The organism is Acidiphilium sp. C61 (genome assembly GCF_905116885.1).
In the GTDB taxonomy this organism is placed as follows: Bacteria; Pseudomonadota; Alphaproteobacteria; order Acetobacterales; family Acetobacteraceae; genus Acidiphilium.
In genome coordinates this window covers 601,542-626,740 of sequence record NZ_CAJHNI010000005.1, presented here as the reverse complement: position 1 = coordinate 626,740, position 25,199 = coordinate 601,542, and the positions used below count along the sequence as shown (strand labels likewise).

The window sequence follows — 25,199 nt, the reverse complement described above, 5'->3', positions numbered from 1 at the left end:
ACGTCTTGCTGGCTGGCTGAACCGCAGGGGGCTTCACGCAGCGCCCCATGCGGGCAGGAAACCGGCGATGACCGGCCCGCCAGATCGCACGCCGCAATTGCGTGAGGCGGCGGATCAGACCCTTCGGTAGGTCAGGACCAGCACGTCGCGGAAAGCGGCCCGCGCAGGGTCGAGCGGGATGACCGGCGTCACGCCGTGAAACACCCGCTGGTCGTCAACCAGGGCCGCATCTCGCGCTGCCGTCAGGGTGAAGCTGCCGAGATCGTTGCCGTGCAGGTCGTGGATCGTTGTGGTGCCCTGCTCGATGTTTTCGCGGCGGACCATCAGGACCAGAACGAAATCCACGCCGTCGCGGTGCATGCCCTCCGGCGTGGGCAGGCCGGCGCCATCGGGATTCGCCTCGATCCTGAATTGGTGCGCCTCGATATGCCAGGCGATGCTGCCCGTTCGTTCCTCGAAGAGGGATCGGGTGAAGCCGAGCAGGGCCTGAAACGTGTCGCCATTGGCGATGATGTCGGGGATCGGCTCGAACCAGCGCTCCACCCCGCCATTCAGGGCGTTGTATTCGCGGGTCTGGAAATGCGGCTGATGCGCGGCGCGGCGGATGGGCTGGTCCGGCACCGCGGTGAACACGCCGAAGCGGCGGCGGCGGTAGCGGCCGCCATCAGCCATGTATTGATCAATCGGCATTGCGTCCCAGCTCGACGCGAAGGCCTCCCACGCGGCAGGGGCAATGGCCTCGGCGGGGAGCATCCGGTCAAGGGCAACCCCCGGCAGAAAGGCAAAGCCTTCGGCGGCGAGGTTCAGGCCGAGTTCACTGCGGGTGCCAACAGGATCCATATGCCAGAAATAACACGTTCCCGGACGGGTAACAGGTCACGCGGAGGTAAACTCAGCCATTCCCTGGCGCGGGGTCGGGGGGTGGCGGGCTGGCCTGACGCGGGGGCGTACCGAATGCGGCGCGGAATTCGGCGGGATCGATGGTGAGCCGCTGATAGGGGAAGGGAATCTCGATCCCCTCGGCGTCGAAGCGGTTCTTCAGTCTGCGGTTGAATTCGCGGCGCACCGCATGCTGCTGTCCGGCCGGGGTGCGCATCCGGCCGACGATGTCGAGCGAGGAGGCGCCGAATTGGTCGAGCCCCCACAGCTCGATGTCGCCGAGGATGTTCGGCGCCCAGTCCGGATTGGCGCGCATGGTCGCGAATTCGTCGCGGATCACCTGGAAGACCCGATCGATGTCTTCCTTGTAGGCGACGCCGACGCTGATCGGCGCGAAGGAGAATTCCCGCGAGAAATTGGACACCGTGCTGACCGCGCTGAACGGGATGACGTTGAGCGAGCCGTCGCCGGCGCGCAGCCGGATCGTGCGGATCGAGAGTTTCTCGACGCTGCCGGAGACGCCCGCGAGGGTCACCCAGTCGCCGACCTGCACGGCGTCTTCGAGCAGCAGGAACAGGCCGGTGATGATGTCCTGCACCAGCTTCTGCGAGCCGAAGCCGATGGCAAGGCCAAAGATGGACAGGCCGCCGAGCAGCAGGGTCACATTGACGCCGATCGTATCGAGCACCACCAGTGTCACCACCACGAGGATCGCCCCCATGAGCGTGGAGCGCAGCATCGGCATCACCGTGCGGTAGCGCGCGGCACGGCCGGCGCGGCCCTGACGCTCCAGCCGTTCGGCATGCGCCTCCAGCGCCGCGTTCGCGGCTTCCCAGACGATGAGCGCGGCGAGAATCGCGGTCGCGATGGTGATGATGGCGGAGGCGATCTGCCGGCCGATCGTGGTTCCCGCGAACCACGCGAACACGCCGATGCCCCAGAGCTGCAGGGTGACCAGCAGGCCAAGCCCGGCGACGAGCGCCGCCGCCCCCAGCTTGAGCACCGGCAGATAGGTCCGCAGCCTTGCGTGCATGCCGGGATGCCGGGCGCGCAGCGTGCCGCGCTCGTCGAACGCATGATCGAGGGCGGAGGCGATGCTCGCCGCGATTCCGCGCGCGATGATGGTCACCAGGCCGAGCACGATCACGATGCGGAGCATGATGAAGAAAGCGTGCGGGATGCCGATCGCCCAGGCGACCCAAAGGGCGATCACGTAGAAGAGTGCGAGTATGTGCCAGGTGTGCGCGAACCCGACGCGCAGCGCCGCGGTGAACCCGGTGGTGGCGGTCTCGCCGCGGATGAAGGCCGCGACCGGCCTCCGCGCCTGCAGGATCATCACCGCCAGCATCAGATGCACCGCCAGCGAGACGATCTTGATCAGCACCCTGCTGGCCGCCGGATAAAGCCCGAACAGGCCGCCGGTCGCGATCGCGGCGTAGCCGAAGGCGATCGTGCCGACGATCGTGCGCAGCCAGCGATCGATCCACCGCGCGCGCGCATCGTCAAGGCCGGTCAGCCGGAGTTCCGGCGCATGCGGGGCAAACAGCAGCCGCAGGCACTCCATGGCGATGCGCGAGACGATATAGGCTTCCAGCGCGGCGATGATGACGAGGCGGGAGACCCGGTCGTCGGCGATGTCGCTCGAAATGAGGGCGAAGCCGGCCAGCGCGAAGACGAGAACGGGTGCCAGTTCGAGGCCGAAATGGGCAAGCGCGCGCGGAACCCGGCGCAGCCAGTGCCGCAGCGGCTGGCGTCGGCGACGGTGTTCGGTTTCGCCGGCTTCCGCCGCGGCGATGCCGGCATTGGCTTTCGGCGCGTCGGGCTTGTCGCCACCGCGTGCGCTGGCTGGCCCGCGCTCGAGCCGCGTGCGCGGCTTCAGCAAGGCCCGACGGGTGATAAATTCCAGCGCGAGGCATGTGGCAAGGACCACGGCGAGGCGCCAGGAGGCCTTCAGCACGGTATGGCGGAGCCAGGAATCGGTCGCGACGAACGTGATCCAGTGCCAGATCAGCGACACGTCGGTGGCATCGCTCAGCGCCCGGCCCACGCCCTGCAGGGTCTGTTTCGTCCAGGCTTCTGCCCTCTGGGTGATGCCAAGGCCGAGCGCCGCCGCGACGGGCGCGGGGCTCGCGGCCTTGCCTGCCTTCATCGCCTTGAGTGTCGCAATGAGGGCGTTGCGCTGTGCGGGGTTCTGCAGCGTGGTGATCGCGGCGTTGATCTGCGCCGGCGCGAGCGCGGCCGGGGCGGCAGTCGTGACGGCTGCACTCCGGCCGGCAGCGGGCGCGACGCTTCCCGCCGTGGCCTGCGGCATCGCGGCGACGAGCATGGCGAGGAACGGGATGACGAGCGTCAGGACGCGAACCATGGTTCGGGAGAAACGGGTCATTGCGGCCGATGTCAACACTGCCCCCCTATCGGCATCGGGTTTCGCCCATTATATGTTCGTCATGCGTGATATTCTCTTGATTGTGCTTGGTGTCGACATGATCGCGGTGGTTGCCGTGCTGCTGGCGGGTGCCGTCGGCATGACCCGCGGTGCGGACCCGCGCCGGCAAAACCGGCTGATGCGCTGGCGCGTCGGCCTGCAGGCCGTCGCCGTGGCGCTCGTCGTCATCCTGATCGTGACCGGCTGACGCGCATGGCCCAGCCCCGCGCCGTCCTGTTCGATGTCTTCGGCACGCTGGTCGACTGGCGCGGCAGCGTCATCGCCGGCCTGACCGCATTCGGTTCCGCGCGCGGCCGCAATGCGGACTGGGCCGAGATTGCCGATGCCTGGCGCCGGACCTATCGCCCCTCGATGGACCGGGTTCGCCGCGGCGCCATCCCGTGGACCCTGCTCGATGACCTGCACCGCGATGCAATCGTCGATCTGGCCCGGCGGCACGGCTTCGGTCCGCTGGAGGACGCCGATTGCGAGCACCTCGTCAAGCTGTGGCACCGGCTGGCGCCGTGGCCGGACACGGTCGCCGGGCTCACACGGCTGCGGCAGGCGGTAATCATCGGCCCGCTTTCGAACGGACATGTCGCGCTGCAGGTCTCGCTCGCGCGGCGCAACGGTTTCCCCTGGGATGTCACCTTCGGATCGGATATTTTCCGCCACTACAAGCCCGATGCCGAGGTCTATCTCGGGGCCTGCGACTATCTCGGTCTCGCGCCGCATGAGGTGATGCTGGCCGCCGCGCATAACGACGATCTCGCGGCCGCGTCGAGTTTCGGCTTGCGGACGGCGTTCATCAGCCGCCCGCTCGAATTCGGCGCCGCCACCGGCGATCGCGCCAACCCGTCCGGGCCGTGGGAGATCGTCGTCGACTCGGTCGAGGCGCTGGCTGCCGAATTCGGCGTCTGACGCGGCTCAGCGCTCGTCCCGCAAGGCGCGGCCGAGCAGCCGGCGCATGCTGGCTTCAAGCGTGCTGCGGCCACCGATCAGATCCGCCACCGCCTCGGTGACGGGCATTTCGCAGCCGGCCGACCGTGCGCGGGCGAGCAGGGCAGGGGCGGTCGCCAGGCCTTCGATCACGCCGCCCTCCGGTGCGGGGCGCTCGCCGCGGCCGAGGGCAAGCCCGGCGCGGTAATTCCGGCTGGCGCCGCCCGTTGCGGTCAGGATCAGGTCTCCCAGCCCGGCGAGGCCCGAAATCGTCTCCGCGGCACCGCCGATGGCTTCGGTGAGGCGGGCGATCTCGGCAAGGCCGCGGGTGATCAGCGCCGCGCGCGCGTTCTCGCCGAGCCCGGCGCCGATCACCGCGCCGGCGGCGATCGCGATGACGTTTTTTGCAGCCCCGCCAAGCGCCGCGCCGATCGGGTCGGCGCTGCCATAGACGCGCAGGCGCGGTGTCGCGAGGCGTTGGACGAGGTCGCGCCGGGAAGTTGCGTCGGTCATTGCCAGTACGGACGCTGCCGGCAGGCCGGCGGCGATCTCGTGGGCGAAGTTCGGGCCTGTCAGCACCGCGCAGGGCCGGCGGGGTTCCATCTCGGCGGCGATTTCCGGCCCCAGCGCGCCGGTTTCGCGCTCCACTCCTTTGGCGCAGAGAACCAGCGTGCCGTTGCCTTGCGGCAGGCGGCCGAGGGTTTCCCGCAAATGCTGGAACGGCACCGCGAGAAGCGTGACCGGCGCTTCGGGCGGCCGCGCGGCGATGGCGAGATTGTCCGGCAGGCGGAGGCTGGGCAAATGCGGGGTCGCGCGCGTAGCGGCCAGTGAAGCGGCCTTCGCGGCGTCGCGCGCGACCAGCGTCACCCGCCGTCCCTGCGCGGCGTAGAGCGTGGCGAGGGCGGCTCCCCAGGCGCCGGCGCCGATCACGACGAATTCGGGGTGCTGTGTCATCCTGCGTCCTCTCCGGCAAGCCGAATGATGGCGGTACTGGCCTCTTCCTCGCCCAGCGCGGCGCGCAACGCTTCCAGTACCGGGGCCGCCGCGGCCTCGAATCCGTAGGGTGGGTTGATCACCAGCAGGCCGCTGCCGTTCAGCCGCGCCGGGTCGATCGCCGGGCGGAGCAGCATCTCGCAGGCAATGACGTCAGGGATGCCTCTGGCGGTGATATCGGCCATGAAATCGCGGACGGGCGCGCGGTGCTTGACGGGATACCAGGCCGCGAACACGCCGGAGGGGAATTTGCGTCGCCCGGCATCGAGCGTCCTGGCGAGGATGGCGAACTCGTCGGGGCGTTCGAAGGGCGGATCGATCAGCACGAGGGCGCGGCGCTCGGCCGGCGGCAGCAGCGCGGAGACGGCCTCGTAGCCGTCACGAGCGTGGACCTGGGCCAGCGGATCGCCGCGGAACCGGCGTCTCAGCACCGCCGCATCCTCGGGGTGCAGCTCGCAGAGGGCGAGGCGGTCGCCGGGGCGCAGCAGCGCGCGGGCAATCGCGGGCGAGCCGGGATAGGCAAGGCCAGGCGGCACCAGCGCGAGATAATCGGCGAGGGCGGTGGGCGAAGCGGCGCGAAGCCTGCCGATGCCGCCTTCCCACTCCCGGGTGCGGCCGGCTTCCGGGCCGGCGAGATCGTAGGCGCCGAGTCCCGCGTGGGTATCGAGCACGAAGAGCGGCTTTGCCTTGCGCGTCAGCGCGCGCAGCAGCAGGACCAGCAGGGCGTGCTTCAGGCAATCGGCCGCATTGCCGGCGTGATAGGCGTGGCGGTAATTCATCTCGATCCGGCTGATAGTCGCCCGCGGCGGGCCGCGCCAGAGCCTGGCATTTGACGGGTGGATTTTCCGGCCTATCTCTGGGGCACTGCCGTTGAGAAAAGCGGGACGATCCGGCTGGCGGAAAAGAGAATGTGAACGCGCCACGCCCGGACCCGGATCTGAAATCCGTCGGGTTTCAGACCTGGCGCATTGTTGACACGAGGAGTTTTCGATGACGCTGACCCGCCCACTGGCCCTGCCCGACGACATGGCTGGCGTGACGGTGCGGCCCGAGGCCGGCAACGATGCCGCCTTTGCCTTGCCGTCCTGGACCCTGACCGATCTCTATCGTGGGACCGAGGACCAGGCGATCGAGGCGGATCTTGCGCGACTCGAGGCCGACGCCATCGCCTTCGCGGCAGCGCTGCGCGGAACGGTTGCCGGGCTGGACGGGGCGGCGCTGGCCGCCGCGATCGCGCGATACGAGGCGATCGAGCAGGGGCTGGGGCGGCTGCATACATTTGCGCAGCTCAATTTCAGCGCCGACGCCACGGTGCCGACCGCCGGGCCGTTCTACCAGTCGATCGCGGAACGGGCGACCGCGATCGGTGGAAACCTCGTTTTCTTTCCCATCGAGATCAACCTGATCGACGACACTGCGCTCGAGGCGGCGCTCGCCGATCCCGCGCTCGCCCGGTACGCGCCGTGGCTGCGCGATCTGCGGGCGCTGCGCCCGCATCAGCTGTCCGGCGAGATCGAGCGGCTGCTGCTGGAGAAGGAGGTGACGGGGCATGCGGCCTGGTCCCGCCTGTTCGACGAGACGACCGCTGCCCTGCGGGTGCCGGTGGCGGGCGAGGACCTGACGCTGTCGGCCGCGCTCAACCGGCTGTCCGATACGGATCGCGCGCGGCGCGAGGCCGCCGGCCGGGCGATCGGCGGGACGCTGCAGCGCAATTCCCGGCTCTTCGCCCAGATCCTCAACACGATCGCCAAGGACAAGGCGATCGAGGATGGCTGGCGTCGCTATCCCACGCCCGAAGCGGCGCGCCACCTGGCGAACCGGGTCGAGCCCGAGGTGGTCGAGGCGCTCGTGACGGCAGTGACGCAAGCCTATCCGCGGTTGGCGCACCGCTACTACACGCTCAAGGCCGGATGGCTGGGCCTTGAGCGCTTGCAGCATTGGGACCGCAACGCGCCGCTGCCGGGCGAGCCGGACCGACGGATCAGCTGGTCCGAGGCCCGCGAGACGGTGCTTGGCGCCTATGGCGCCTTCAGCCCGGAGATGCGCGCGGTCGCCGCCCGGTTCTTCGATGGCGGCTGGATCGACGCCGTGCCCCGCCCCGGCAAGTCCGGCGGTGCGTTCGCCCATCCCGCCGTGCCGGATGTCCATCCCTATGTCCTGCTCAACTATCACGGCCGCACCCGTGACGTGATGACGCTGGCCCATGAGCTTGGTCACGGCGTGCATCAGGTGCTTGCCGCGCGCCAGGGCTATCTCATGGCATCAACACCGCTGACGCTTGCGGAAACCGCCAGCGTGTTCGGCGAGATGCTGACCTTCCGCGCACTGCTCGACGCCGAGACCGACCCGCAGCGGCGGCGGCTGATGCTGGCGCAGAAGGTGGAGGACATGCTGAACACGGTGGTCCGGCAGATCGCCTTCCATCAGTTCGAGCAGCGGCTGCATGCGGCGCGGCGGCGCGGCGAGTTGCTGCCCGACGAGATCAGCGCCATCTGGCTCGCGGTGCAGCGTGAAAGCCTCGGGCCCGCCTTCGAATTTTCCGACGAATACCGGATGTTCTGGGCCTATGTGCCGCATTTCGTGCACTCGCCGTTTTACGTCTACGCCTATGCGTTCGGTGACTGTCTGGTGAACGCGTTGTATGGCGTCTACCATGACGCCGCGGCGCGGGGTGAAGCGGCCGGGTTCGTCAATCGCTATCTCGATATGCTGGCAGCAGGCGGCACCAGGCGGCACCGCGAGGTGCTGGCACCATTTGGCCTCGACGCATCGGACCCGGCCTTCTGGCGCCGTGGGCTCGATGTCATCGCCGGCTTCATCGACGAACTGGAACACTGAGGGAAACCGGGGATACATGGCCAACGAAGCGGATAATGGCGGCACGCTGTTCGGCGAAATCAGGCGCTTCGCACGCACGTCGGGGGCGGTGTCCGGCATCGCCGCGCGGGTGGCCGGCGAGCGGGTGTTCGGCATCCGCACCGATCGCGGCCGGCATGCCGAAGATCTGAAGACCATCCTCGGCGGCCTCAAGGGCCCGATGATGAAGATCGCCCAGATTCTCAGCACCGTGCCGGATGCGCTGCCCGAGGAATATGCACGGGAACTCGCTCAATTGCAGGCGAATGCGCCGCCGATGGGCTGGGCGTTCGTCCGCCGGCGGATGAGTGCCGAACTCGGTCAGGACTGGGAACGGAAATTCCGCACCTTCGGGCGCGAAGCGGCTGCCGCGGCCAGTCTCGGGCAGGTGCACAAGGCAGAATTGCCGGATGGCCGCATCGTCGCCTGCAAGCTGCAATACCCTGACATGCCGAGCACGGTGGAATCCGATCTCCGGCAGCTCAAGCTCGCGATGGCCGTCTACAAGCGGATGGACAACGCCATCCACCAGGATGACATCTATGTCGAACTGGCGGCGCGGCTGCGCGAGGAGCTCGACTACACGCGCGAGGCGGCACAGGCGCGGCTTTACGCGATCATGCTGGAGGGGCAGCCGGATATCGTCATTCCCGAACCGATCCCCGAATATTCCTCCCGCCGCCTGCTGACCATGTCCTGGCTCGATGGCATCGGGATGCAGGCGTTTCTCGACACCGATCCCGACCAGGAGAGCCGCAACCGGGTTGCGCGCGCGCTCTTCCGTGCCTGGTATGTGCCGTTCTACCGCTACGGGGTGATCCACGGCGATCCGCATCTCGGCAATTACCAGGTGAACCCTGCGGGCGGGATCAACCTGCTCGATTTCGGTGCCATCCGCGTGTTCGGCGCCCGCTTCGTCGCCGGGGTGATCGACCTGTTCCGGGCGATCCGCGACAAGGATGACGAGTTGGCCCATCATGCCTACACCTCCTGGGGGTTTACCGACATCACCCGCGAAAAGCTCGACGTGCTGAACGAATGGGCGCGCTTTCTCTACGAGCCGCTGATGCAGGACAGGGTGCGGGCGATCCAGGAGACCAATGACGTGACGTTTGGCCGCAGCGTTGCCGAAAAAGTGCATGAAGGGCTGAAGCGCACCGGAGGGGTCCGGCCGCCGCGCGAATTCGTGCTGATGGACCGCTCGGCGATCGGGCTCGGCAGCGTGTTTCTCCGGCTGCGGGCAGAGCTGAACTGGCAGCAGCTGTTCCAGGAGACGGTCGCTGAATTCGATGCCGCATCGCTGGAGGCACGGCAGGAGGCTGCCTTGGCCCGCGCCGGCGTGCCGAAGCCGCTCTGACCATGGCGATTCTCCAGCGCGGCCTGCGCGGCGGGCTTCTGGCACGGGCGTACCGGAAGATCCTGCATTCATGGTATCTCAACGATCTCGCCTTCGATATCCGCCTCGCTGCCAAGCGGGAGGCAGTGGATTATGTGATGGGCCACATGCAGGCGGCGATGATGCTGCGCGACCGGTTCGACCTGTTGCGCTTCGCCCTGTCGCGTGCGCCGGAAGCCGGGCTCGTGCTGGAATTCGGGGTGGAGAAGGGACTTTCCGTCAACTGCCTCGCGCGGGCGACGCCGCGCATGGTCCATGGGTTCGACTCATTCCAGGGCTTGCCGGAGGATTGGGCCGGCACCGCCTCCGCCCGCGGCGCCTTCGACCGGCGCGGCACGCTGCCGAACGTGCCCGGCAATGTGCGCCTGCATGTCGGCTGGTTCGACGCGACGCTGCCCGCATTCCTGGCGGAGACGGCGGAGCCGGTCGCGCTGCTGCATATCGACTGCGATATTTATTCCTCGACCAAAACCGTGTTCGATCTGCTGTCCGACCGCATCCGTCCCGGCACGGTCATCGTGTTCGACGAGTATTTCAACTATCCCGGCTGGCGGCAGCACGAATACAAGGCGTTCCAGGAATTCTGCGCCGAGGGCGGACGCAGCTATCGCTATCTCGGCTATGCCGGCGAGAAGGGTCATGTCGCGGTAATCATGACCTGACAGTGTTGGTATGGCCGGGAGTTTTCAGGCCGGATGGCGCCAGATGACCAGCCGCGCCGGACCGTGGGCGCGCTCGGCGAGCACGGAAAGATCGGCTGGCGGCGGGTCGGCCTTGCCGAATTCGGCAGCGATCAGCGCGCCGGGGGCAAGCCATCCGGCCCCGGCGAGCGCCTGGAGCGCCTGAGGCACAAGATCCCTGCCGTAGGGCGGATCCAGCAGGATGAGGTCGTGCGGCGTGCCGCGCGGCGGGGCAAGGGCATCTACGGCGACAATCCGGCCGCGGTCCTCCGCGCGGCATGCGACGAGATTGCGGCGAAGTGCGGCGAGCGCCGCACGGTCCCGCTCGATGAAGGTGGCGCTTGCCGCGCCGCGCGACAGGGCTTCCAGCCCGAGCGCCCCCGAGCCGGCGAAGGCATCGAGCACCGCGCGCCCGACGACAGCGTCCTCCGCCCAGGGCGCATGGAGAAGAATGTCGAACAGCGCCTGCCTCACCCGACCGGCGGTTGGCCGGGTCAGTGCGCCCTCCGGCACGGCGAGCGTGCGGCCGCGCCAGGCGCCGGCGATGATCCGCGGGCCGCTCATCAGCCAGCTTTCGGCAATTGCTCGCGGAGGACCTTGGGATTGACCTCCGTGACCGCGCCGCGTGGCATGTTGCCGAGCTGGAACGGGCCATAGGCAATACGGATCAGGCGGGTCGTCTCCAGCCCGAGTGCGGCCATAACCTTGCGGATCTCACGATTCTTGCCCTCGTTGAGGCCAACCGCGAGCCAGGAATTCGATCCCTTGGTGGAGTCGATTTCAGCCGCGATCGGGCCGTATCGCACGCCGTCTACGACAATGCCGCCCTTCAGCGCCGCGAGCCGGGCCGGGTCGATCGTGCCATGCACACGCACGCGATAGCGGCGCAGCCACCCGGTCGCCGGCAATTCGAGCTGGCGGGCAAGGGCGCCATCGTTGGTGAGCAGCAGCAGCCCCTCGCTGTTCAGATCGAGCCGGCCGATGCTGACCACGCGGGGCAGTTCGGCCGGCATCCGCTCGAAGATGGTGGGCCGGCCCTCGGGATCGCGATGCGTGGTCAGCAGGCCCGCCGGCTTGTGGTAGCGCCAGAGCCTGGTGCGCGCCGGAGCTGCCACCGGCGTGCCATCGACGAGTACGATGTCGCCGGCGGTGATGAAGGTTGCGGGGTGGAGAACCTTCGCGCCGTTCAGCGAGACCCTGCCAGCCTCGATCATGCGTTCGGCATCGCGGCGGCTTGCGATACCCGCCCGAGCGAGAAATTTCGCGATCCGCTCGCCGCGTTCGTCCCTCTCCGGATCGCTCATCGTGCGGCCTCGACAAAGGCCTCGAGCAGCCGCCGGTCGCCGGGATCGATCAGGAATTCCGGATGCCACTGTACGCCGAGGCAGAACCTGTGCGAGGCCGATTCCACTCCCTCGATCACGCCATCCGGCGCCAGAGCATTGACGACGAGGCGAGGGCCCGGCGCGCGCACCGCCTGGTGATGCGCCGAGTTGACCAGCATCGTGGCGGTGCCGACGATGGAAGCGAGGCGGGTTCCCGGTGTGATGGCGATCTCGTGGCCCGGCTCGTTGCGCGGGTTGGGTTGCTCGTGGGGCAGGGCATCGGGCACCGAATCCGGAATGTGCTGGATGAGCGTGCCGCCGAGGGCCACCGCCAGCAACTGCTCGCCGCCGCAAATGCCGAGAACCGGCATGTCGCGGGCGAGCGCGCCGCCGACAAGTGCTGCCTCCGCCGCGGTCCGGCCCTCTTTCAATGTCACGGTTTCATGGCGCCCGGGTTCGCCGTACAGCGCGGGATCGACGTCGAACGCGCCGCCGGTGACCACGAGGGCGGATATGGCATCCAGCATGTCGGGCGCCAGTTCCGCCCGGTGCGGCAAGGCCAGGGGCACCCCGCCGCAATCGGCGATGGCGTCCATGTAGTTGGCGCGCAGAGCATACCAGGGGAATTTCGAGTAGCCGCCAGGCTGCTCCGCATCCAGCGTCAGTCCGATCAGGGGACGGTTTTTCATGGGCAGAACTAGACCTCATCCCGCCCTCAAGGCAAGAGAGCGGACGTGACCCCGATGCGCCAAGCCCTGGAAGAGGCCGAAGCCGCCGCGCACCGCGGCGAGGTGCCGGTCGGTGCCGTCATCGTCGATGCCGCGGGTGTCGTTCTCGCCGCAGCCGGCAACGAGGTGGAGGCGCGCGCCGATCCGACCGCGCATGCCGAACTGCTCGCGCTGCGGGCGGCCGCCCGACGGCGGGGTGGGAAATTTCTGCAGGGTTGCAGGCTGTATGTGACCCTCGAACCCTGCCCGCTCTGCGCCGCGGCGATTTCCCTGTACCGCATCCAGTGCCTGATCTTCGGCGCCTATGATCCCAAATCGGGCGGAGTCGAGCACGGGCCAAGGATTTTCGCCCAGCCCTCCTGCCATCACCGGCCGGAGGTGATCGGTGGGGTCGGGGAGATTGCAGCCGCGTCATTATTGCAACAATTTTTTCGGGAGCGACGCGGCTCGGCAAATTCTGCCGAGTGTTAACCGAACAGTTACTCTGATGAGCGATGTTGATCCTGCGACAAAAAGTCGTAACCGCAGGATGGATACATGCAGTTCAACAACTGGCTGCGTCGGGACTCAAAATCGGGGTCCCACGGCCGATGAAACAGCTGATCGCGAACCTGAAGGCGCTGGGCCCGGTAAAGCTGGGTGCCATGGGGGCCGTGGCGGTTGCTGTGCTTGGGCTGATGGCGGCATTGGTGCTGACCGGTGGTCCTTCCCCGTCAGCAACGCTGTATTCGGGTCTCGGCCTCAAGGATGCCGGCCAGATCACCGCGACGCTGAAGGCTGCACACATTCCCTATTCGATCGGGGAGGGCGGGCATAGCGTCCTGGTTACGCCCGCCCAGCTCGACGAGGCGCGGCTTCTGCTGGCGCAACACAACCTTCCGGCCGGCTCGTCCGACGGCTTCGCCATCTTCGATCACAAGAACCCGCTCCTTGGCTCCAGTTTTCTGAACCGGATCGACGAAACGCGCGCCCTCGATTCCGAACTTGAGCGGACGATCGACCTGATCCATGGCGTCTCGGCGTCCCGCGTGCAGGTTGTGCTTCCCCGGCGCGACGAGTTCAGCCTCAGCACGGCGCCGGCCCAGGCCAGCGTGATGCTCTCGCTCGCTGGCGCCGCACCGCTCGATCATGAAAGTGTCGATGCGATCCTCAACCTTGTGGCTTCGGCGGTGCCGGGGCTGAAACCGACCAACATATCGATCGTCGACAACCGGGGCGATCTGCTCGCCCAGGCCGGGCGCACCGACGACTCGCTGCTCAACGCCCGCGATGCGGCGCTGAAGCGGTCGACCGAACACCAGCTGTCGGACGCTGTCCGGTCGATGCTGGCTGCCGTGGTCGGACCCAGCGCCGTGCGGGTCGTTACCGCCGTGTCGATGGATTTCGATCGCAGCGACCAGACCTCGACCACGTATGACCCGAACGGACAGGTCGTGCGCAGCCAGGAGCAGACGCGTTCGAAAAGCGCGCGCAGCAACGGGGCGAACAAGACCGTATCGGTTTCAAACAACCTGCCCGGCGCCCAGCCTAAGAGTTCGTCGCCGACGCGGCTCGATACCCAAAGCAAGTCGACGCAGACGACCAACTACGAGATCAGCCAGAGCGTGAAGCACATCGTGCACGCGACACCGCAGATTACCCGGATCAGCGTTGCCGTGATGCTCGATGAAGTGCCGTCCAAAGGGCCGAAGGGGCAGTTGGTCTGGAAGCCCCGCACGGCCGCGCAGATCACGCAGATCCGGGATCTCGTCAAAACCGCGATCGGCTACAACAAGTCGCGCGGTGATGTGGTTGATGTCCAGTCCCTGCAGTTTGCGCCGAACCAGTTGCCGGCCATGCACGCGCCCTCGCTCCTTGACCGCTTTCTTTCGAGCGGATTGCTGATGCCGCTGCTGCGCATGCTGCTGGCCGCAGGTGTCGCCATCGCGGCGCTGCTCGTGGTGTTCAAGCCAATGGTCCGCCGCATTCTCGAACCGGTGGTGGCCGCAATCGAGCCGCCTTCGACGGCGAATGGCGAGCAAACCGCAGCGATCGCGGGGCCGGCCAGTGTCGATGAGACCAATCCGGTGAAGGTCATCGCCGACCTGATCGAGCGGCATCCTGACGCAAGCGTAGCGGTGCTGCGCGACTGGATCGGCCAGGAACCGGTGCAATGAGCGAGACGGACGAGCTTCAGCTCAAGGGGCCTGCGCGGGCGGCGGCGCTGATCCTTGCCCTCGGCGAGGAAGCCGGCGGGAAGCTGATGGCGCTACTCAGTGACGACGAGCTACGCGAGGTGTCGCGCGCCATGGTCGCCCTCCGTTCGGTGCCGGCGGCGACCATCGAGGCGCTCTGCCTTGAATTTGCCGGACGGATGGGGCGGACCTCGGGCGTGTCGGGCTCGGCGGAACTGGCGGAGAGACTGCTCCGCAAGATGATCCCGCCGGGCCGGGTCGACCAGATCCTTGAGGATATCCATGGCCCGGCGGGCAAGAATATCTGGGACAAGCTCGGCAAGGTGAACGAGTCGGTGCTCTCCGATTATCTCTGCCACGAACACCCGCAAACGGCGGCAATGGTGCTGTCAAGGGTTACTGCCGAGCATGCGGCCCGTGTCATCGCGTTGCTGCCGGAACCTCTGGCGATCGAGGTTATCGAGCGGATGCTGACGATCGAAGGATTGCAGCGCGAAGCGGTCGACGATGTCGAACGGACCCTGAAGGTCGACTTCATGGTCAATCTTTCATCGAGCATTCAGCGAGATCCACACGAGAAGCTCGCGGAAATCTTCAACTCGTTCGACCGCACGGTCGAGAGCCGCATGTTCAGCGCGCTGGAAAACCGCAACCAGGAAGCCGCCAGCCGCATCCGCTCGCTGATGTTTACCTTTGAGGATCTCATCCGTCTTGCGCCGCGGGATATCCAGACCGTCCTGCGCGCGGTCGATAGCGACATCATGCCGCTTGCCCTGAAGGGGGCTTCGGAAAAGATCCGCGATCTGTTCATGAGTAACATGACCGAACGCGCCGCGAAGATGCTGCGCGAGGATATCGAGGCGCTCGGCCCCGTCAGGCTGCGGGATGTCGATGCAGCACAACTCACGATCGTGAGCACCGCCAAGGAACTCGCAGCCCAGGGCGAAATCGAGATCGGTACCGGAAAGGAAGACGACCTTGTCATCTGATATCACAGAGCCGACCCCCAACGGGCAGACCCTGTCGGATCTGCAACTCGCACCCGTTTCCCGCCGCCCCGCGGGGGATAGTGGCGACTCCCAGCGGCCGAGCCGGGATCTGGAGGCAGTTTACGATATTCCCGTGCTCGTCAGCGCCGTTCTGGGGCGCTCGACGATGCAGGTCAGCCAGTTGCTGAAGCTCGGGCGCGGCGCCGTTGTCGAGCTCGATCGCAAGGCGGGGGACCCGATCGACATCTTCGTCAATAACCGCCTGATCGCGCGCGGCGAGGTCGTGATGCTCGACGAAACCAAGCTCGGCATCACGATGACCGAAATCGTCAAATCCGACCGCAACGGATAGGACGGCCATGCGGGTTCTCATCATCGGTTCGTTGTCGGGTGAGCTTGGCGTCGCGGCGCGCATTGCGGCTTCCCGCGGTGCCACGCTTGCCCAGGCGGAAACCATCGATGCGGCCCTGCACAGCCTGCGTACGGATGCGCGAACCGACCTCATCATCTGCGATGTCAAGCATGACCTCTGCGAACTGATGAAGCGGCTTGTGGCCGAGCGGTTCACCACGATGGTTGTCGCAGCCGGTGCCGAGGACGACGAAGATGCGGCGGTGGACGCGATCCGTGCCGGGGCGCGGGAATATCTGCCCCTGCCGCCGGATTCCGACCTGATCGCGGCCATCCTGTCGGCCGTATCGGCGGAGCAGCAGGGCGAGTTCATTGTTCGCGATCCCGCCATGCGCGCGGTCCTGGCCCAGGCGGATCAGGTGGCGCAGTCCACCGCGTCGATCCTGATCATGGGCGAGAGCGGCACCGGCAAGGAGGTGCTGGCTCGCTACATTCATGGCCGCTCACGGCGTAGCAAGGGGGCCTTCGTGGCTCTCAATTGCGCAGCTATACCGGACACGCTGCTTGAGTCGGAGCTGTTCGGTCACGAAAAAGGGGCATTCTCCGGCGCGATCGCACGGCGCGCCGGCAAGTTCGAGGCGGCTGATCGTGGCACGCTTCTGCTTGACGAAATCGGCGAGATGGATGTGCGCCTGCAGGCCAAGCTGCTCCGCACGCTGCAGGAACGCACGGTCGACCGGTTGGGTGGCGACCGTCCGGTGCCGGTGGATGTGCGCATCCTCGCCGCGACGAATGCCGACCTTGGTGCCGCGATTACGGATGGACGTTTCCGCGAGGACCTGTTCTTTCGTCTCAACGTTGTCACTCTGCGGATTCCGCCGCTGCGCCAGCGCCCGGATGATATCGCGCCGCTCGCACATCATTTCGTGGCGCATTATGCCCGGTTGAACGAGGCGGGGGTAAAGCACCTGACCAGCCGGGCAGTGGAACGCCTGCTTGCCCATACCTGGCGCGGGAATGTGCGTGAGCTTGAGAACACGATGCATCGTGCGGTCCTGCTGTCGCCGGGTCCGATGATCGATGTCGAGCATATCGGCCTCTCGGGCGAAGCACGGGATCAGCCGGGCATGCTCGATGCCGGAGAAGCTCTGGCGTCGGGCGGCACGATTGGCGCGCTTGTCGGGCGGCGGGTCGAGGATGTCGAACAGGCGCTGATCCTGGAGACGTTGAATCGCTGCCTCGGCAATCGCACCCATGCGGCAACCATTCTCGGAATTTCCATCCGTGCGCTGCGCAACAAGCTGCGTGACTATGCCGCCCGTGGTGCCGATGTTCCGGCACCCCATAACGGTGTTGCCGCCTGATGGCTGCTACAGATATCGCAACTCTGCGGGGGCGTCTGCAGGAAATCCGGATCGGCACCGATATCGGTCTCGCGGTCGGTGTGGTGTGCATCATCACCATCCTGATCGTGCCGCTGCCGCCTTTCCTGCTGGATACCGGCCTGTCGCTCTCCTTCACCGGCAGTATCCTTGTGCTCATGGTCGCGCTGTTCATCCGCCGGCCGATCGACTTCACGAGCTTCCCGACGGTCCTTCTGCTGACCACGCTGCTTCGCCTTTCCCTTGACATCGCCGCGACGCGCGAAATCCTGTCGCACGGCAATGAGGGAGCCGAAGCCGCCGGCCACGTGATCGCAGCCTTCGGCGGCTTTCTCATGGGCGGCGACCTGCTGATCGGGCTGATCGTTTTCGCGATCCTGATCGTCGTGAACTTCATCGTGATCACAAAGGGCTCCACCCGCGTCGCCGAGGTCGCGGCGCGGTTCACCCTCGATGGTATTCCCGGCAAGCAGATGGCGATCGATGCCGAGCTCAATTCTGGCGCGATCAACGAGGTGACGGCCCGCCGCAAGCGTGCCGACCTCGAGCAGGAAAGCGGCTTTTACGGTGCGATGGATGGTGCCGCGAAATTCGTGCGCGGTGACGCGATCGCGGCCCTGATCATCACGTCCATCAACATCGTCGGCGGCTTTGCCATCGGCGTCGTGCAGCGCGGCATGTCAGTGCATGACGCCGCATCGGCGTTTACCACTCTCTCGATCGGTGAGGGACTGGTATCGCAGATTCCCGCACTGCTGGTTTCGGTGGCCGCAGGTATCGTGGTGACCAAAGGCAGCGCTGAAGGTACCGCGGATGCCGCGCTGGTGGCCCAGCTCAGCCGCTCGCACAAGCCGCTGGCGATTGCATCAGCCGGCGCCTTCGTACTCGCAATCCTGCCCGGGTTGCCGTTCATCCCGTTTCTCGCCTTGTCAGGCCTTTCGGGGTGGGGGGCATATTACCGATGGAAGAATCCGCCGCAGTCCGACCATGAGGTGGCGACACCGGAACCCGCTGGCCCGGCGGAGCCGCCGATTACCGATGCGCTGAAAATCGACCAGATCAGGCTCGAACTCGGCTATGCGCTGCTTGTTCTGGCGGGCGGCGACACGCCCCGCCTGACCGAACAGATCAAGGCGCTGCGCCGGGCGATCGCCACCGAAATGGGCTTCATCCTCCCGCCGGTGCGGATTCAGGACAACATGCAGCTGGCGGCGACGACCTATTCCGTGCGGATCAAGGAGATCGAGGCAGCATCGGGCGTTCTGCAGCCGACCCGGTTGCTGGCCATGACGCCCTCGGGGACCCGGCCGGAGCTGCCGGGCGACCCGACCACCGAGCCTGCCTTTGGCCTGCCGGCGATCTGGATCGACCAGGTAGACCGTGAAAGGGCGATCGGGCTCGGATGCACGGTGGTCGACCCGGCGAGCGTGCTGACCACGCACCTGACCGAAGTGGTCAAGGACAACATGGCTGAAATGCTTTCCTTCGCCGAAACCCAGAAGCTGCTTGACGACCTGCCGCGTGAACAGCAGCGCCTCGTTACCGACCTCATCCCGACGCATTTCTCGGTCGGCGGGGTCCAGCGCGTGCTGCAGGCCCTGCTGGCCGAGCGCGTATCGATCCGTGATCTTCCGACAATCCTCGAGGGCATTCACGAGGCGGTCTCGATGCAATTGCGGGCGATCCCGGCCATTGCCGCGCATGTCCGCACCCGCCTCGCTCGCCAGCTGACAGATGCCCATACCGGATCGCACGGATATGTTCCGCTCGTGATCATCGGCACGGAGTGGGAAACCGAGCTCACCGAGGCGCTGGTGGGCCCCGCCGAGGCGCGGCAGCTGGCGCTTGCGCCAAACCGGCTGACCGAGTTCACGCGACGGCTCGCGCAGGTTTGCGAGGCCGCAGGTGCCGAGGGCGAGACGCCCGTGCTGCTCACCAGTCCGCAACTTCGCGCCCATGTACGGGCAATCGTCGAACGTATCCGTCCGACCACCCCAGTGCTTGCCCAGACCGAAATTTTCCCGCGTGCCCGTATCAGAACCGTTGGAGCGATTTGAATGAAAGTCAAAGTGATCAGGTCGGCCTCCATGCGCGAAGCATTCGCCGAGGCCCATCGTCTGCTCGGCCCTGATGCGCTGATCCTCGACAGCCGACGTCGGGGGCGCGAATTCGAGATCACTGTGGCGCTGGATCCCGAAGTGCCGCAGGATTCGACCAATCCCTGGCGGCAGGCGCTGTCGTTCCATGGTGTACCGGCTGAACTCGCGACCGCATGGGCAAATCAGTCGCCGGACGAGGCCGTCGCCGGCACGTTTGCCTTTGGCAAGCTCGATTTCGACCGCCCGCTGATCATCGCCGGTCCGCCGGGTGCCGGCAAGACGATGACGACGGTGAAACTTGCCACGCGCTTCACGCTCTCGGGTATTAGGCCCACCGTGATCAATGCCGATCAGAACCGTGCGGGGGCTTCTGCCCAGCTTGCCGCGCTCTGCCGGATCCTGCGGGCCGAATTCATCGACACTGCCTCCAACACCAAGGCCATCCGGCGGCGGCCGGCCACGCTGCGGCCGACATTGATCGACCTGCCGGGCATGGATCCGTTCGATAACGCCGAGATGGATACGCTCCGTTCGATGGCGGAGGAGGTTGGCGGGACCGTGGCGCTTGTGTTGCCAGCCGGCCTTGATGCGGCCGACAGTGTCGAGATCGCCTCGCGGTTTCATGATGCGGGCGCAACCTCGCTGATCCCGACCCGGCTTGACATATCCCGCCGTCTCGGCGGCCTGGTCGCGACCGCCGGTGCCGTGCCGCTCACCTTGACCGAGGCGGGAACCTCCGGGCGCGTCAGCGATGCGCTCGAGCCCGTAACACCCGCCTTCATCGTCGAGCGCCTGCTCGCCGCCTGCACCGCCAGCGACGCTGTTGCTCATGCGGCCTGAGCCCGCCTTTCTCCGCCCCGCCGGCGTGTCCGCTCTCCATGACCGCGCGCAGCGTTCCGCGGTAACGGCCGTGCCGCGCACGCAGCCGCGACTGATTGCCATTGCATCTGGCAAGGGCGGCGTGGGCAAGACCTGGCTCACATTGTCGCTCGCGCAGGCGATGAGCGCGCGCGGCGCGCGTGTTCTGGTTCTCGATGCGGATTTCGGGCTCGCCAATGCCGATATCCAGCTCGGCCATCTTGCCGAGTCCGATATCGGGGCGGTCCTGCGCAACGAGGCGTCGCTCGCGGACAGCATCGTCAGGGTCGGCCAGGGCGGGTTCGACCTGCTGGCCGGAGAGGCGGGCTCAGGCACCTTCTCCGGCCTCGATCCAGTCGTGATCGAGCGCCTCGTGGGCAGCCTGCTGGATGCGAAGACCAGATACGACATCGTGCTGCTCGACCTCGGCACGGGGGTCGAGCCCGCATCGCGCCATCTCGCGGCGCTGGCAGATACTCTGGTTCTGATCTCCACCGGCGATCCGGCGAGCCTGACCGATGGCTATGCCGTGCTCAAGCTGCTCCAGCGGGATCGGGCTGATCGTGGAGCCGCCGTCGATGCGCGGATCGTGATCAACCAGATCGAGACCGAGCCTGCCGGCCGGAGGGCGCATGCCGCGCTGGCGCGCGCCGCCCGCGGCTTCTTGCGCCTTGATCCGCCGCTGCTCGGCATCATACAGCGGGACGACAATATCGGCGAGGCGATCCGCGGGCAGCGCCTGTTTCTCTCGGAATTCCCGCAATCCCCCACTGCAGCGGTCATTCAGTCGATTGCTCGCAGGCTGCTCGCTAAATAGGCGCTGGAGCACTTTCCGATCCGTTCGGATCGGATGTCGTGTTCTATCATATTGACAAAATTAATATTTTTACCCGATCGGATGATGCTCTAGCTGTTCAGGGGATCTGTTCGGCGGGCCCGGAAGCCTCGCGGGCCATCGGGTGGTGCTCTTCCATGAGCTTTTGCAGTCGCTCCGCGAGGACATGCGTGTAGATCTGCGTTGTCGAGATATCGGCATGGCCGAGAAGCGTCTGCAGGCTGCGCAGATCAGCGCCGTGGGCGAGAAGATGGGTCGCAAAGGCATGACGCAGCGCGTGCGGTGAAAGCCGGCCGGGATCGATCCCCGCCGCGAGGGCAACCCGCTTGAGCAGGCGCGCGAAAGCCTGTCGGGTCATCGGCATGCCCTTGCGGCGGCCCGGAAAAAGGTAGCGCGCCGGCCGCTCGGGGTTGGTGTCGAGCAATGTCTTCGCCGCATCTCGCGCCGCTGCGGACAGCGGCACGATCCGCTCGCGTCCGCCCTTGCCGCGGATCAGCAGCATGTTGCCATCCAGCGGTAGCGCATGGGCGGGCAGTTCCAGCATTTCCGAAATCCGCATTCCGGTCGCATACAGGATTTCCAGCCCTGCCTCCGCAACTCGCCCCGAGGCGCCAGGGAGTGTGCCTGCCGCGGCGAGCAAAGCGCTCACCTCCGCCTCGCTGATCGTTTTCGGGAGCGTCCGCGGCTGCTTGGGCGAGGAAGTGAGGGAAGTGGGGTCGTCGTGGCGCTGGCCGTCGCGCAGCAGGAAGCGCTGGAACTGCCGCAGCGCCGAGAGACGGCGGGCCTGGGTGCGGGCGGAAAGCCCTGCGGCCGCAAGGCTGGCGAGATAGTCGGTCACGATCGTGGCATCGGCGGCAGCCGGCCCACTGCCGCGCGAGGCGCAGAACGCGGCGAAATCGGCGAGATCGGCCTGATAGGCAAGAACGGTGTTCTGCGCCGCCCCGCGCTCGGCAACCATCGATTCAAGGAAAGCTTCGATATGCCGCTCTAGTGCCATGCAGATTTTGTGGTAATCCGCGCGACGATGTCCGACAAGAGTTTTCATGCCGCCGGCGCACCCGCGGCTCATCCAGGGCGCAGCATCGTGCTGATCGGGCTGATGGGCGCGGGCAAGTCGGCGGTGGGTCGGCGGCTGGCCGCGCGGCTTCAGCTGCCATTCCACGATTCCGATGCCGAAATCGAGGCGGTTTCCCGCAAGACGGTTGCCGAGATCTTCGCGTCCGAAGGCGAGGCGGCGTTCCGCGCCCGCGAGAGGGAGGTGATCGCCGGCCTGCTCGGTGGCCCGCCCGTCGTGCTTGCGACGGGCGGCGGCGCCTTCATGGATCCGGATACCCGCGCCGTGATCGGGGAACGGGCGATTTCGGTCTGGCTGCGCGCAACCATCGGCGTCCTGCTCGGCCGGGTGCGCGGCCGGACCCACCGGCCATTGCTTAACCAGGGCGACCCTGGCGAGATCCTCGCACGGCTTTCCGCTGTCCGCGGGCCGGTCTATGCCGGGGCGGATATTATCGTCGACAGTACCGAGGACTCACCGGACATGACCACCGAGACCGTTGCCGCCGCCCTTGCCCGCCATGCGCCGGCGCAGATCGTGCGGATCGACCTGCCCGATGCCGGGTATGACGTGGTGATCGGCCGCGGATTGCTCGATGGTGCAGGCGCCCGCCTTGCCGCGGCGCTGCCGGCGCGGCGTGCGGTGGTGGTCACCGACGCGAATGTGGCGCAGACCCACCTGCCGAGGCTCGCGCGCGCGCTCGACGATGCGGGTTTCATCCATGAGCGGATCGTTGTCCCGCCAGGCGAGGGATCGAAGAGCCTCGCCCGCTTCGCCACGCTGGTCGAGGATATTCTCGCACTGAAGCCGGAGCGGCAGACCGCGATCATCGCCCTCGGTGGCGGGGTGATGGGCGATCTGGCCGGGTTTGCGGCGGCGAGTGTGCTCCGCGGATTGCCCTTTGCGCAGATTCCGACCTCCCTGCTGGCGCAGGTTGATTCCAGCGTCGGCGGCAAGACCGGGGTGAATTCACGCCATGGCAAGAACCTCGTCGGTGCGTTTCACCAGCCCCGCCTCGTGATCATCGACAGCGATACTCTGGCCACCCTGCCGCGCCGCGAGGCCGCCGCCGGCTATGCCGAGATCGTCAAGGCCGGGTTGATCGCAGATCCCGCGCTGTACGACTGGTGCGAGAGCCATGGCGCGGCACTGCTCGGCGGCGACCAGGGCTTGCAGGAAGAAGCGGTCGCCCGCGCCGTCGCCTTCAAGGGGCGGGTGGTGATGGAAGATCCGCGCGAACAGGCGAAGCAGGATGGCCGCGCGCTGCTCAATCTCGGCCACACCTTCGCCCACGCCTTCGAGGCCGAAACCGGCTATGGCGCGGCGCTGCTGCATGGCGAGGCGGTGGCGATCGGCCTGGTCTGCGCGTTTGATCTCTCGGCCCGGCTCGGTCATTGCGATGCGGCGATCGCGCCGCGCATCGCAGCACATCTGCAAGCGGTCGGCCTGCCGCACCGGATCGGCGGCTGGAGCGCCGAGGCGCTGCTCGGTCACATGCAGCGCGACAAGAAGATGCGCGATGGCAGGCTGGCCTTCGTGCTGGCCCGCGGCATCGGCGGCGCCTTCACCAGCCGCGAGGTGCCGGTGGAGGCCGTTCGGGCGACGCTGATCGCCTGCGGCGCGGGCTGATCGTCGGCGATGTATACTCCGCCGGCCTTTGCCGAGGATGATCCGGCGGTCATTGCCGGCATCATCCGCGCCTGTCGCCTGCCGATCCTGGTGACGGCCGCCGCGGCAGGGCTGGAGGCGACGCATCTCCCGCTGTTCCATCGCGCCGATCCGGCCCCTCACGGCACGCTGGTCGGGCATCTTGCCCGCGCCAACCGCCAGTGGCAGGCGCTACGCGATGGCGCGCCGGCGATGGCGATTTTCCAGGCGCATGATTTCTACGTCTCGCCCGGCTGGTATGCGACCAAGCGGGAGACTGGCCGTGTCGTGCCGACCTGGAATTACGAGGCGGTGCATGCGCGCGGGCCGGTGGAGATCGTCGAGGATCCGCAGCGGTTGCATGAGATCGTGGCGACGCTGACCGACCGCGAGGAGGCATCGCAGCCCGCCCCGTGGCATGTCGACGATGCGCCGGATGATTTCATCGCCGGCCAGCTGAAGGGGATTGTCGGGGTCGTGATGCGGATCGACACGATGATCGCGAAGCGCAAGCTCAGCCAGAACCGGCCGCCGGCCGATCGCGCCGGCGTGATTGCCGCGCTCGCCGAATCTGGCCGCACCGAGGAGGCGGCGCTCATGCGGGAGCGGGAGGCAGCGGCGGATCGACCTGTCCCAGAACCCAGCCCTCGACCGCACGGATGATGGCCGAATCGCCCGGCAGTCCTGCCTCCGTGCCATCTGGCGCGCCATCGATCACCCGGATCAGCCCCAGCACGCCAAGCAGGGAGTCGAATGCATCCTCGCCCTCAGGTGCGGCGCCGAATCCATCCCCGATCCGGGCGATCAGCTCCGGCGCGGAATCGTGACGGCAGGCGGTGAAATGCGCGTGCAGCGCGGGGGCAAGGCGAGACCGGTCCGATTGCCGACGCTTGCTCCCGGTCAGTCTGAGCCCGGTCTGCACCATGGCCTCGGCGGGATAGGTCTCGGCAATGGCGATACGATCGGGCGCGAGGAGGTCGTGAAACGCACCGGCAAAGGGCCAGAGGCGCAGTGTAAGCCCTTGTGCGAGGGCTGGCAGCAGGCAATCCCGCCAGCCTGAAATGGCTGCCTTGCCGCATTGGTTGGCCCCCATCGTCCAGAACAGCGGCGCGCCGGCCGGCCGCCTTGCGGTCCGACAATCGACCGCGCGGCGCAGCGAAGCCGCACCGTCCATCCCCAGCGCGGCCGCGAGACGGGCCATCTGCCCGGCGCCGGCCACGGTCTTCAGCGGGTAGAACGGTCGACCAAGGCTGATTTCGGCAAGATTGGCGCAGGGGTGAAACAAGGGGGCAGCGGGATCGAGCCGTCCAAGCCACGCTGCGAAATCGTCGATGCCGGCGGCACGCGCATAGGCACGGGGCAGGCCGAGCGGGAAGTCGACGCCAAACGCAACAGCAGCACCGGCGGCGCGTTCGAGCAGCCGTGCGGCGAGGGTTGCGGCTTCGCCCACCTTTTCCGGCGCTTCGATGCGCCAGCGCCCAGCCTCGCGCCGGGCGACGCTCATCCAGCGCTTCGCGGGGCTCACGCTCCAGTCGGCATGAACCGCGAGGACCGGGCTCACGAAATTGTATGATTGCCGTAACGAGCCT

At 67.1% G+C, this 25,199-nt stretch carries 24 protein-coding genes; 15 read left to right on the top strand and 9 right to left on the bottom strand.

From position 1 onward, the window contains the following. Window positions 1–114: 114 nt before the first annotated feature. Both HUW10_RS05710 and HUW10_RS05705 read right to left on the bottom strand, forming a co-directional pair. Window positions 115–840: a 2OG-Fe dioxygenase family protein gene (locus tag HUW10_RS05710; RefSeq protein WP_174502625.1), complete on the bottom strand. Its 726-nt coding sequence runs from the start codon at window positions 838–840 to the stop codon at window positions 115–117. Between the two features lie 52 nt (window positions 841–892). Next, a complete protein-coding gene (locus HUW10_RS05705) occupies window positions 893–3,244 on the bottom strand; it encodes a mechanosensitive ion channel domain-containing protein (RefSeq protein ID WP_174502624.1) in 2,352 nt (783 codons plus the stop codon). On the opposite strand from HUW10_RS05705, the gene HUW10_RS05700 reads away from it, so the two are divergent. Next, window positions 3,243–3,512 (top strand): twin transmembrane helix small protein, encoded by a 270-nt coding sequence (locus tag HUW10_RS05700; protein ID WP_236656235.1) that lies wholly within the window; start codon window positions 3,243–3,245, stop codon window positions 3,510–3,512. The genes HUW10_RS05705 and HUW10_RS05700 overlap by 2 nt on opposite strands. Window positions 3,513–3,517: 5 nt before the next feature. Beyond that, a complete protein-coding gene (locus HUW10_RS05695) occupies window positions 3,518–4,225 on the top strand; it encodes a haloacid dehalogenase type II (protein WP_174502623.1) in 708 nt (235 codons plus the stop codon). Window positions 4,226–4,231: 6 nt separating this feature from the next. Here HUW10_RS05695 and HUW10_RS05690 read toward each other — a convergent pair whose 3' ends face one another. After that, window positions 4,232–5,197: an NAD(P)H-dependent glycerol-3-phosphate dehydrogenase gene (locus tag HUW10_RS05690; protein ID WP_174502622.1), complete on the bottom strand. Its 966-nt coding sequence runs from the start codon at window positions 5,195–5,197 to the stop codon at window positions 4,232–4,234. After that, entirely contained in the window at window positions 5,194–6,015 is an 822-nt protein-coding gene (locus HUW10_RS05685) for a 23S rRNA (adenine(2030)-N(6))-methyltransferase RlmJ (protein WP_174502621.1), read from the bottom strand. The genes HUW10_RS05690 and HUW10_RS05685 overlap by 4 nt, the downstream gene beginning before the upstream one ends. Before the next feature lie 211 nt (window positions 6,016–6,226). Here HUW10_RS05685 and HUW10_RS05680 point away from each other — a divergent pair, with 211 nt between their 5' ends. Genes HUW10_RS05680 through HUW10_RS05670 form a run of 3 tightly spaced genes read left to right on the top strand, consistent with a single transcriptional unit; the run spans window position 6,227 to window position 10,150 of the window. Next, window positions 6,227–8,074: a M3 family oligoendopeptidase gene (locus tag HUW10_RS05680; protein ID WP_174502620.1), complete on the top strand. Its 1,848-nt coding sequence runs from the start codon at window positions 6,227–6,229 to the stop codon at window positions 8,072–8,074. A gap of 16 nt (window positions 8,075–8,090) precedes the next feature. Then, entirely contained in the window at window positions 8,091–9,449 is a 1,359-nt protein-coding gene (locus tag HUW10_RS05675) for an AarF/ABC1/UbiB kinase family protein (RefSeq protein ID WP_174502619.1), read from the top strand. A gap of 2 nt (window positions 9,450–9,451) precedes the next feature. Continuing rightward, on the top strand, window positions 9,452–10,150 hold the full coding sequence (locus HUW10_RS05670) for a class I SAM-dependent methyltransferase (RefSeq protein WP_174502618.1): 699 nt from the start codon (window positions 9,452–9,454) through the stop codon (window positions 10,148–10,150). Between the two features lie 24 nt (window positions 10,151–10,174). On the opposite strand, the gene rsmD is transcribed toward HUW10_RS05670, so the two are convergent. From rsmD to HUW10_RS05655, 3 genes are read right to left on the bottom strand one after another with little or no spacing between them, the layout of a single operon-like run. Then, a complete protein-coding gene (gene rsmD, locus HUW10_RS05665; protein ID WP_174502617.1) occupies window positions 10,175–10,732 on the bottom strand; it encodes a 16S rRNA (guanine(966)-N(2))-methyltransferase RsmD in 558 nt (185 codons plus the stop codon). After that, complete coding sequence (locus HUW10_RS05660) at window positions 10,732–11,472, bottom strand: pseudouridine synthase (protein ID WP_174502616.1); 741 nt, start codon at window positions 11,470–11,472, stop codon at window positions 10,732–10,734. Before HUW10_RS05660 ends, rsmD begins: the two co-directional genes overlap by 1 nt. Further along, window positions 11,469–12,182: a gamma-glutamyl-gamma-aminobutyrate hydrolase family protein gene (locus tag HUW10_RS05655; protein ID WP_174502615.1), complete on the bottom strand. Its 714-nt coding sequence runs from the start codon at window positions 12,180–12,182 to the stop codon at window positions 11,469–11,471. The genes HUW10_RS05660 and HUW10_RS05655 overlap by 4 nt, the downstream gene beginning before the upstream one ends. A gap of 54 nt (window positions 12,183–12,236) precedes the next feature. Here HUW10_RS05655 and HUW10_RS05650 point away from each other — a divergent pair, with 54 nt between their 5' ends. The 8 genes from HUW10_RS05650 (at window position 12,237) to HUW10_RS05615 (ending at window position 20,891) form a co-directional block, all read left to right on the top strand. Beyond that, entirely contained in the window at window positions 12,237–12,692 is a 456-nt protein-coding gene (locus HUW10_RS05650; protein ID WP_174504759.1) for a nucleoside deaminase, read from the top strand. A gap of 23 nt (window positions 12,693–12,715) precedes the next feature. Then, on the top strand, window positions 12,716–14,377 hold the full coding sequence (gene fliF / locus HUW10_RS05645; protein WP_236656234.1) for a flagellar basal-body MS-ring/collar protein FliF: 1,662 nt from the start codon (window positions 12,716–12,718) through the stop codon (window positions 14,375–14,377). Continuing rightward, a complete protein-coding gene (locus HUW10_RS05640; RefSeq protein WP_174502614.1) occupies window positions 14,374–15,384 on the top strand; it encodes a flagellar motor switch protein FliG in 1,011 nt (336 codons plus the stop codon). Before fliF ends, HUW10_RS05640 begins: the two co-directional genes overlap by 4 nt. Before the next feature lie 40 nt (window positions 15,385–15,424). Further along, window positions 15,425–15,736 carry a flagellar motor switch protein FliN gene (fliN, locus tag HUW10_RS05635; protein ID WP_371808643.1) on the top strand — a complete coding sequence of 104 codons (312 nt, stop codon included), beginning with the start codon at window positions 15,425–15,427 and terminating at the stop codon, window positions 15,734–15,736. A 7-nt stretch (window positions 15,737–15,743) separates the two neighbouring features. Beyond that, on the top strand, window positions 15,744–17,099 hold the full coding sequence (locus HUW10_RS05630) for a sigma-54 dependent transcriptional regulator (RefSeq protein ID WP_174502613.1): 1,356 nt from the start codon (window positions 15,744–15,746) through the stop codon (window positions 17,097–17,099). After that, on the top strand, window positions 17,099–19,174 hold the full coding sequence (gene flhA, locus HUW10_RS05625; protein WP_174502612.1) for a flagellar biosynthesis protein FlhA: 2,076 nt from the start codon (window positions 17,099–17,101) through the stop codon (window positions 19,172–19,174). The genes HUW10_RS05630 and flhA overlap by 1 nt, the downstream gene beginning before the upstream one ends. A gap of 30 nt (window positions 19,175–19,204) precedes the next feature. Further along, complete coding sequence (locus HUW10_RS05620) at window positions 19,205–20,056, top strand: GTP-binding protein (protein ID WP_236656233.1); 852 nt, start codon at window positions 19,205–19,207, stop codon at window positions 20,054–20,056. Window positions 20,057–20,126: 70 nt separating this feature from the next. Next, a complete protein-coding gene (locus HUW10_RS05615) occupies window positions 20,127–20,891 on the top strand; it encodes an AAA family ATPase (RefSeq protein ID WP_236656232.1) in 765 nt (254 codons plus the stop codon). 97 nt (window positions 20,892–20,988) lie between these two features. Here HUW10_RS05615 and HUW10_RS05610 read toward each other — a convergent pair whose 3' ends face one another. After that, window positions 20,989–21,954, bottom strand: coding sequence for a site-specific tyrosine recombinase XerD (locus tag HUW10_RS05610; RefSeq protein WP_174502610.1), 966 nt, complete (start codon window positions 21,952–21,954; stop codon window positions 20,989–20,991). Here HUW10_RS05610 and aroB point away from each other — a divergent pair. Continuing rightward, window positions 21,934–23,592 carry a 3-dehydroquinate synthase gene (gene aroB / locus HUW10_RS05605; RefSeq protein WP_174502609.1) on the top strand — a complete coding sequence of 553 codons (1,659 nt, stop codon included), beginning with the start codon at window positions 21,934–21,936 and terminating at the stop codon, window positions 23,590–23,592. The two genes, HUW10_RS05610 and aroB, sit on opposite strands and share 21 nt — an antisense overlap. A 9-nt stretch (window positions 23,593–23,601) precedes the next feature. Further along, window positions 23,602–24,273: an FMN-binding negative transcriptional regulator gene (locus tag HUW10_RS05600; RefSeq protein ID WP_174502608.1), complete on the top strand. Its 672-nt coding sequence runs from the start codon at window positions 23,602–23,604 to the stop codon at window positions 24,271–24,273. On the opposite strand, the gene HUW10_RS05595 is transcribed toward HUW10_RS05600, so the two are convergent. Beyond that, a complete protein-coding gene (locus HUW10_RS05595) occupies window positions 24,206–25,171 on the bottom strand; it encodes a hypothetical protein (protein ID WP_236656231.1) in 966 nt (321 codons plus the stop codon). The genes HUW10_RS05600 and HUW10_RS05595 overlap by 68 nt on opposite strands. Between the last annotated feature and the right edge of the window lie 28 nt (window positions 25,172–25,199).